Here is a 6,095-nt window from a genome sequence, read left to right on the forward strand (position 1 = left end):
GCTCGCGACCGGCGCGCCGGTGGTCTATCGGCTCAATGCCGATTCCACCGTCGCGTCCAAGGTCGATCTCGCGGGGTAAGCGATGTGTGATCCGTCATCCTGAGGAGCGCGAAGCGCGTCTCGAAGGATGCACGGCCACCAGTCGGGCCGTCGACCCTTCGAGACGCGCTTCGCGCTCCTCAGGGTGACGGTGAGAGACTGGTGACGGTGAGAGACGCAGCGGCCTACCTCGCAGCGATCAGTGCAATCCCACCTGCCCGGCTTCCCAGCCCAGCATCGCCTGCTTGCGGGTGATGCCCCAGTGATAGCCGGTCAGCGCGCCGCTCTTGCCGAGGGCGCGATGGCAGGGCACCACGAACGACACCGGATTGCGGCCGACCGCGGCGCCGACGGCGCGCGAGGCCTTCGGGTTGCTGATGTTGCAGGCGATGTCGGAATAGCTGACCGCACGGCCCATCGGGATCTTGAGCAGCGTTTCCCACACGCGCACCTCGAAGTCGGTGCCGATCAAGACGACGCGCAGCGGCTGGTCAGCCCGCCACAAGCTTGTATCGAACACGCGCTGCGCCAACGCAGTGGTGCCGTCGGTGTCCTCGACATAGGTCGCATTCGGCCAGCGCCGCTTCATATCGGCGAATGCGGTCTGCTCATCGCCGGGGTCGGCAAAGGCAAGCCCCGCGAGCCCGCGGTCGGTCGCGATCACGATTGCGGTGCCGAACGGCGAGGGATGGAAGCCGTAGCGCAGCGTCATGCCGCCGCCACCGGTCTTCCATTCGCCTGGCGACATCGCCTCATGCGTAACGAACAGATCGTGCAGTCGTCCCGGTCCTGAAAGACCGGAGTCGAGTGCCGCGTCGAGCACGCTGGCGGAATCGCGCAGCAGGTTCTTGGCATGATCGAGCGTCAGCGCCTGCATGAAGGCCTTCGGCGTCAGCCCGGCCCAGCGGCGGAACAGATGGTGCAGTTCATCCGGCGTGACCGCGGCGGCATCGGCCATCGCCTCGATGGTCGGCTGGGTGCGCCAGTGTTCCGAGATGAACGCGATTGCGCGCCGCACCGAATCATAGTCGCGCAGCGCGGCGCTCTGGAGGCCCGGCTTGGCCAGGCGCTGGTCATGTATGGCGAGTGTCATCATGGTGTCTAATTTAGGAGCCATGGCGCGTCCAAACCACCCGATTTCTGACAAGCACGATTAGGCGACGGGGTTGTAGGTCGGGCCGCGTTTCGCGGTATTCAGCGCCGCCGTCAAAGCCTTGGAGAGGCTGGCCTTTTCGTCCGGGCTGAGGAAGCTCCCGACGCTGACCCGGCGGCCGCGGGACACCAGATAAAGCCGCTCGATGCCGAACTCCTCATGCGAGATCTGCTCGAACCGCACCCAGAGCGGATTGAGCACCCATTCGGCCACATGGCCGCGGTGACTGATCCGGCGCACCCGCAGTTCCGACGGCGTCACGGTGATCTCCTCGCTCGCCTTGGCGGTGCGGAAATTGACCTTGAACGCCCAGTAGATCACCAGCACGTCGAGGCCGAAGAAGCCGAAGATCGGCCAGGCGCCCAGCCACCAGAACACCACGCCGGCGATGAAGCTGATCACGGTGACGAACGACATCAGCACGATAAAGCCCGTGCGGTTCAGCGAGCGGTGCGGCGTCAGCAGCGCCGAGAACAGCTTCGGCTCCGCCTCAGGCGCATTCACCTCGAGGTCATTGGCCCTGAGGTCGTCGCTCCGATCAAAGTCGTTGCCTGCGGTCATGACGTATCAGTATATCCCGTTCATGGCCAAAATCATCCGCCCTCAACGCGCCAGCGCGTCAAGCGTTCAGCCCGCGCCGAAGAAGAAAGCCGCGAAAGCGGCAAAGTCGCTGCCCAAACGCGCGGCAGAGAAGGCGGCCAAAAAGCCTGCCAAGCAGGCCGCCAAGAAGATTGCAAAGACGATCGCAAAGCCAAAGCCATGGACGGCGGCGGAGGTCTACGACGTCTTCGATCGGTTCCGCAAAGCTAATCCCGAGCCGAGGGGCGAGCTCGAGCATCTCAACCCCTACACGCTGCTGGTTGCGGTGGTGCTCTCGGCGCAGGCAACCGATGCCGGCGTCAACAAGGCGACGCGGCCGTTGTTTGAGATCGCCGACACGCCGGAGAAGATGCTTGAGCTCGGCGAAGAAAAAGTGCGCGAGTACATCAAGACCATCGGGCTCTATCGCAACAAGGCCAAGAACGTCATCGCGCTTTCCGAGAAGCTGATCGCCGAGTTCGGCAGCCAGGTGCCGCGCACCCGCGCCGAAATCGAATCGTTGCCCGGTGCCGGCCGCAAGACCGCGAATGTCGTGCTCAACATGGCCTTCGGCGAACACACAATGGCGGTCGACACCCACGTGTTTCGCGTCGGCAATCGCACCGGTCTCGCACCGGGCAAGACGCCGCTCGAGGTCGAGCTGGGATTGGAGAAGGTGATCCCGACGGAGTTCATGCTGCACGCCCATCACTGGCTGATCCTGCATGGCCGCTATACCTGCCTCGCCCGCGGCCCGCGTTGCGAAGTGTGTTTGATCAATGATCTCTGCCGGTGGCCGGAGAAGACGGTCTAAGGCATCATCGTCATCAAGTGTTACTAGGCTTGGCGTTCCGGCGCGTGACTGAGGAGTGTGGTGTGGCAGAGCAGGCTCAAGATGGTCCGTCGCAAGTGAGCCAGACTGCGACTGCTCCAGTCCAAGCACCAGCCAAGCCGCAGCCTGCGGCAAGCGGCTTCTGGGGACGCTTCGCCATTCCGCTGTTTGCGGTGCTCGCCGCGCTGGTGTTCGTCGCAGTGGCGACGACGCAGTGGAACGGATGGGTCGGCAGCGCCACGATCCAGACCACCGATGATGCCTATGTGCGCGCCGAGCTGACGCAGCTCAGTAGCCGCGTGTCCGGCGAAGTGCTCACGGTCGCGGTGTCCGATTTCCAGCGCGTCAAGGCCGGCGATCTGCTGGTGCAGATCGATCCTGCCGACTACCAGGCGCAGGTCGCGCAGGCCGAAGCCGGCGTGGTCGGTGCGCAGGCCGCGCTCGACAACCTCAACAACCAGGTCGAGCTGCAATATGCGACCATCGCGCAGGCCGAGGCCTCGCGGCTGTCCGCGGAGGCGCAGCAGACTCTGGCGCGCCAGGAGGAAGAACGTCAGCAGTCGCTGTCGCAAACCGACGCCGGCACGCGGCAGCGGCTCGAGCAGGCGACTGCATCCTATGCCAAGGCGGAGGCCGACGTGCAGGCCAGCCGCGCGGTGATCGCAGCGCAGCGCCATCAGCTCGAGGTCCTGCAAGGCACCAAGAAGCAGCGCGCCGCCGACCTCGACGCCGCCAAGGCCCTGCTGGCATCGGCCAAGCTCAAGCTCGGCTACACCAGGATCGCGGCACCATTCGACGGCGTCACCGGCGAGCGCCAGGTGCAGCCGGGCGACTACGTCAACATCGGCGCCAACCTGGTCAATGTCGTGCCGCTGCCGAACGTCTATGTGATCGCCAACTACAAGGAAACCCAGCTGACCAACGTCAGGCCGGGCCAGCCGGTCGAGGTCACAGTGGACACGTTCTCCGGCCAGAGGCTGCGCGGCGTCGTCGAGCGCATCGCGCCGGCGAGCGGATCGCAGTTTGCGCTGCTGCCGCCCGACAACGCCACCGGCAATTTCACCAAGGTGGTGCAGCGCATCCCGGTACGGATCCAGCTCGACAAGGGCCAGCCGCTGCTCGAGCGGCTGCTGCCGGGCATGTCGGTGGTGACGCGGATCAACACCGGCGAGGCGGTCGCCAATGGCGGAAAGTGACGATCGCGAACGCGGTCCGGTCTCGCGTGGCGACGTCGCACGCTATCCGCTGTTCGCGGTGTTCGCCGTGCTGCTCGGTGCTTTCCTGGCGAATTTCGACAGCCGCCTGACCACGATCGGCCTGCCCGACCTGCGCGGCGCGTTCTCGCTGACCTTCGACGAGGGCGCCTGGCTCTCGACCGCGGCAATCGGTTCGCAGATCTTCGTCGCGCCTGCGGTGGCCTGGCTCGCCACCGTGTTCGGTTTGCGCCGCGTGCTCGGAATCCCGAGCCTGGTCTATGCCGTGGTCTCGCTAACCATCCCGTTCGTACGCGACTACACGACGCTGATCGCGCTCAGCATCGCGCATGGCATGCTGCTCGGCACCTTCGTGCCGGCGACGCTGATGATCATCCTGCGCAACCTGCCGATCCGCTGGTGGCTTCCAGCAATCGCGATGTATTCGATCCGCGTCGGCTTCGCGCTGGACTCGTCGAGCTCGCTGGTCGGCTTCTATGTCGAGCACCTCGGCTGGCAGTGGCTGTATTGGCAGGGCGTGGTGATCGCGCCGCTGATGGGGCTGATGGTCTATCTCGGTACGCCGAAGGAGCCGGTCAATCGCGAGCTGCTGCACCATGCCGATTGGGGTGGCATGCTGCTGCTCGGCGCCGGGGTCTCGATGGTCTATGCCGGGCTCGACCAGGGCAACCGGCTGGACTGGCTGTCGTCGGGCACGGTGATGGCATTGCTGATCGGCGGCGGGCTCCTGATCGTCGCCTTCATGATCAACGAGATGGTGGCGCGCCGGCCCTGGGCGCATTTCAACGTGCTGTTCTCGCGCAATATCGGGCTCTCGCTGATCGTCATCCTGCTCTACACGCTGACCAGCCTGTCGAACTCGTCGCTGGTGCCGAATTTCCTCGGCACCGTCGCCGCGCTGCGGCCGGAGCAGTCGGGCGTGCTGTTGTTCACTTACGGCGCGCTGCCGATGTTCGTGCTGGTGCCGATCTCGATCCTGCTGCTCCGCCATCTCGATCCGCGCATCGTCGTGGTGCTCGGCTTCTCGGCATTCGCGGCCGCCAATCTCTGGGGCACGCAGCTGAGCCATGTCTGGGCGCGCGAGGACTTTGTCGGCATCGTTCTGCTGACGTCGGTCGGGCAGGCGTTCACGCTGCTGCCGATCATCATCATGGCGCTCGCCAACTCCGATCCGTCGCGGGCCACGGCGTTCGCGGCCTATATCCAGATCATGCGGCTCGGCGGCGCCGAGATCGGCATCGCATTGATGGGCACCTGGCTGCGCGTCCGCGAGCAGATCCATTCGAACTATCTCGGACAGCATGTCCAGAACGGCGATGTCGACGTCGTGAACCTGCTGAAGCGCCTGGCGGGTGAATTCTCCGGCCACGGCATAGGGACGGCGATGGGGCGGGCCGTCGGCACGCTCGCGGCGCTGGTGCAGCGCGAGGCCAACACGCTCGCCTATATTGACGGCTTCTGGCTGTGCTTCTGGCTCGCGATGCTGGCGCTGTTCCTGGTCGCCCTGATCACGCGTGCGCCGCAGGGGCCACTGTCGCCGGTGCCGTTCGGCTTCGTGAAGAACTTGCTCCGCAAACGAGACGCCGCCGCTTCCTGACCGGCGTCCCACCACCACTCTGGGTCAATTTATAGTGAATGCGGGGCGCGACTGATGTCACGAGCCTCTGAAATATTTTGCACATCGCGTGGTTCCACAACCGGGGGAACTGGAGCCACGATGACCGAGACCAAGCAGACGGCTGCGCTTGTTTCCATGGCGACGGCGGTTCCACCGCATCTATTCCATCAGGGACAAGTCCTGCAGGCCGCGCGCAGTCTTCTCGCCGACCGCTACCCCGAGTTCGAGACGCTCTCCAGCCTGTTCGCCAACACCGGCATTCAGCATCGCTATGGCGTCAAGCCGATCGAATGGTACCTCGAACGGCGCGGTTGGCCGGAACGGACGCAGGCGTTCCTCGAAGGCGCGGAGGCGCTGTTCGTCGACGCCGCCCGCACAGCCCAGACCGAACACCGGCACGCGCGACACGTCCGTCCGCAAACCGAGCTTACCGGCGACACGCGCCTCCAGCGTCGGCGTGGCGATGCCCGTCGAGCACACCGTGACCACGATATCGATGTCGCTGCCGATCAAATCAGCACGCGCAATCGCTTTGCGGGCGGCGTCGACGAACAGCGCCTCCGCGCCTTCGAGGAACGCCTGCGTCCGTTCCGGCCAACCGCGCCGTTCGAGGTACCATTCGATCGGCTTGACGCCATAGCGATGCTGAATGCCGGTGTT

The 6,095-nt window shown here is 65.2% G+C and carries 5 protein-coding genes and 2 pseudogenes; 4 read left to right on the forward strand and 3 right to left on the reverse strand.

What is annotated here, in order from left to right:
* Positions 1-79 (forward strand): annotated as a pseudogene (locus FNJ47_RS44025) (2,3-bisphosphoglycerate-dependent phosphoglycerate mutase); the annotation flags it as partial.
* A gap of 159 nt (positions 80-238) precedes the next feature.
* Here the strand turns inward: FNJ47_RS44025 and FNJ47_RS44030 are convergent.
* Both FNJ47_RS44030 and FNJ47_RS44035 read right to left on the reverse strand, forming a co-directional pair.
* Positions 239-1,135 carry a methylated-DNA--[protein]-cysteine S-methyltransferase gene (locus tag FNJ47_RS44030; RefSeq protein WP_163162784.1) on the reverse strand — a complete coding sequence of 299 codons (897 nt, stop codon included), beginning with the start codon at positions 1,133-1,135 and terminating at the stop codon, positions 239-241.
* Between the two features lie 57 nt (positions 1,136-1,192).
* Complete coding sequence (locus FNJ47_RS44035; RefSeq protein WP_175068506.1) at positions 1,193-1,753, reverse strand: DUF2244 domain-containing protein; 561 nt, start codon at positions 1,751-1,753, stop codon at positions 1,193-1,195.
* 22 nt (positions 1,754-1,775) lie between these two features.
* Between FNJ47_RS44035 and nth the strand changes: the two genes are divergently transcribed.
* The 3 genes from nth to FNJ47_RS44050 all read left to right on the forward strand — a co-directional run bounded on the left by nth (position 1,776) and on the right by FNJ47_RS44050 (position 5,414).
* Complete coding sequence (gene nth, locus FNJ47_RS44040) at positions 1,776-2,585, forward strand: endonuclease III (RefSeq protein ID WP_163162782.1); 810 nt, start codon at positions 1,776-1,778, stop codon at positions 2,583-2,585.
* A gap of 62 nt (positions 2,586-2,647) precedes the next feature.
* A complete protein-coding gene (locus FNJ47_RS44045) occupies positions 2,648-3,799 on the forward strand; it encodes an HlyD family secretion protein (protein ID WP_430649479.1) in 1,152 nt (383 codons plus the stop codon).
* Positions 3,786-5,414 (forward strand): MFS transporter, encoded by a 1,629-nt coding sequence (locus tag FNJ47_RS44050; RefSeq protein ID WP_163162780.1) that lies wholly within the window; start codon positions 3,786-3,788, stop codon positions 5,412-5,414. Before FNJ47_RS44045 ends, FNJ47_RS44050 begins: the two co-directional genes overlap by 14 nt.
* 342 nt (positions 5,415-5,756) lie before the next feature.
* Here the strand turns inward: FNJ47_RS44050 and FNJ47_RS44060 are convergent.
* Positions 5,757-6,095, reverse strand: a pseudogene (locus FNJ47_RS44060) (type III polyketide synthase); the annotation flags it as partial.

Origin of the sequence: Bradyrhizobium uaiense (assembly GCF_010811875.1) — a bacterium.
Classification (GTDB): Bacteria; Pseudomonadota; Alphaproteobacteria; order Rhizobiales; family Xanthobacteraceae; genus Bradyrhizobium; species Bradyrhizobium uaiense.

Bases quoted from the DNA above. Each gene is read 5' to 3' on its own strand.
- FNJ47_RS44035 (WP_175068506.1), bottom strand. From the start codon at position 1,753: ATGACCGCAGGCAACGACTTTGATCGGAGCGACGACCTCAGGGCCAAT.
- FNJ47_RS44050 (WP_163162780.1), top strand. From the start codon at position 3,786: ATGGCGGAAAGTGACGATCGCGAACGCGGTCCGGTCTCGCGTGGCGAC.
- FNJ47_RS44030 (WP_163162784.1), bottom strand. From the start codon at position 1,135: ATGATGACACTCGCCATACATGACCAGCGCCTGGCCAAGCCGGGCCTC.
- nth (WP_163162782.1), top strand. From the start codon at position 1,776: ATGGCCAAAATCATCCGCCCTCAACGCGCCAGCGCGTCAAGCGTTCAG.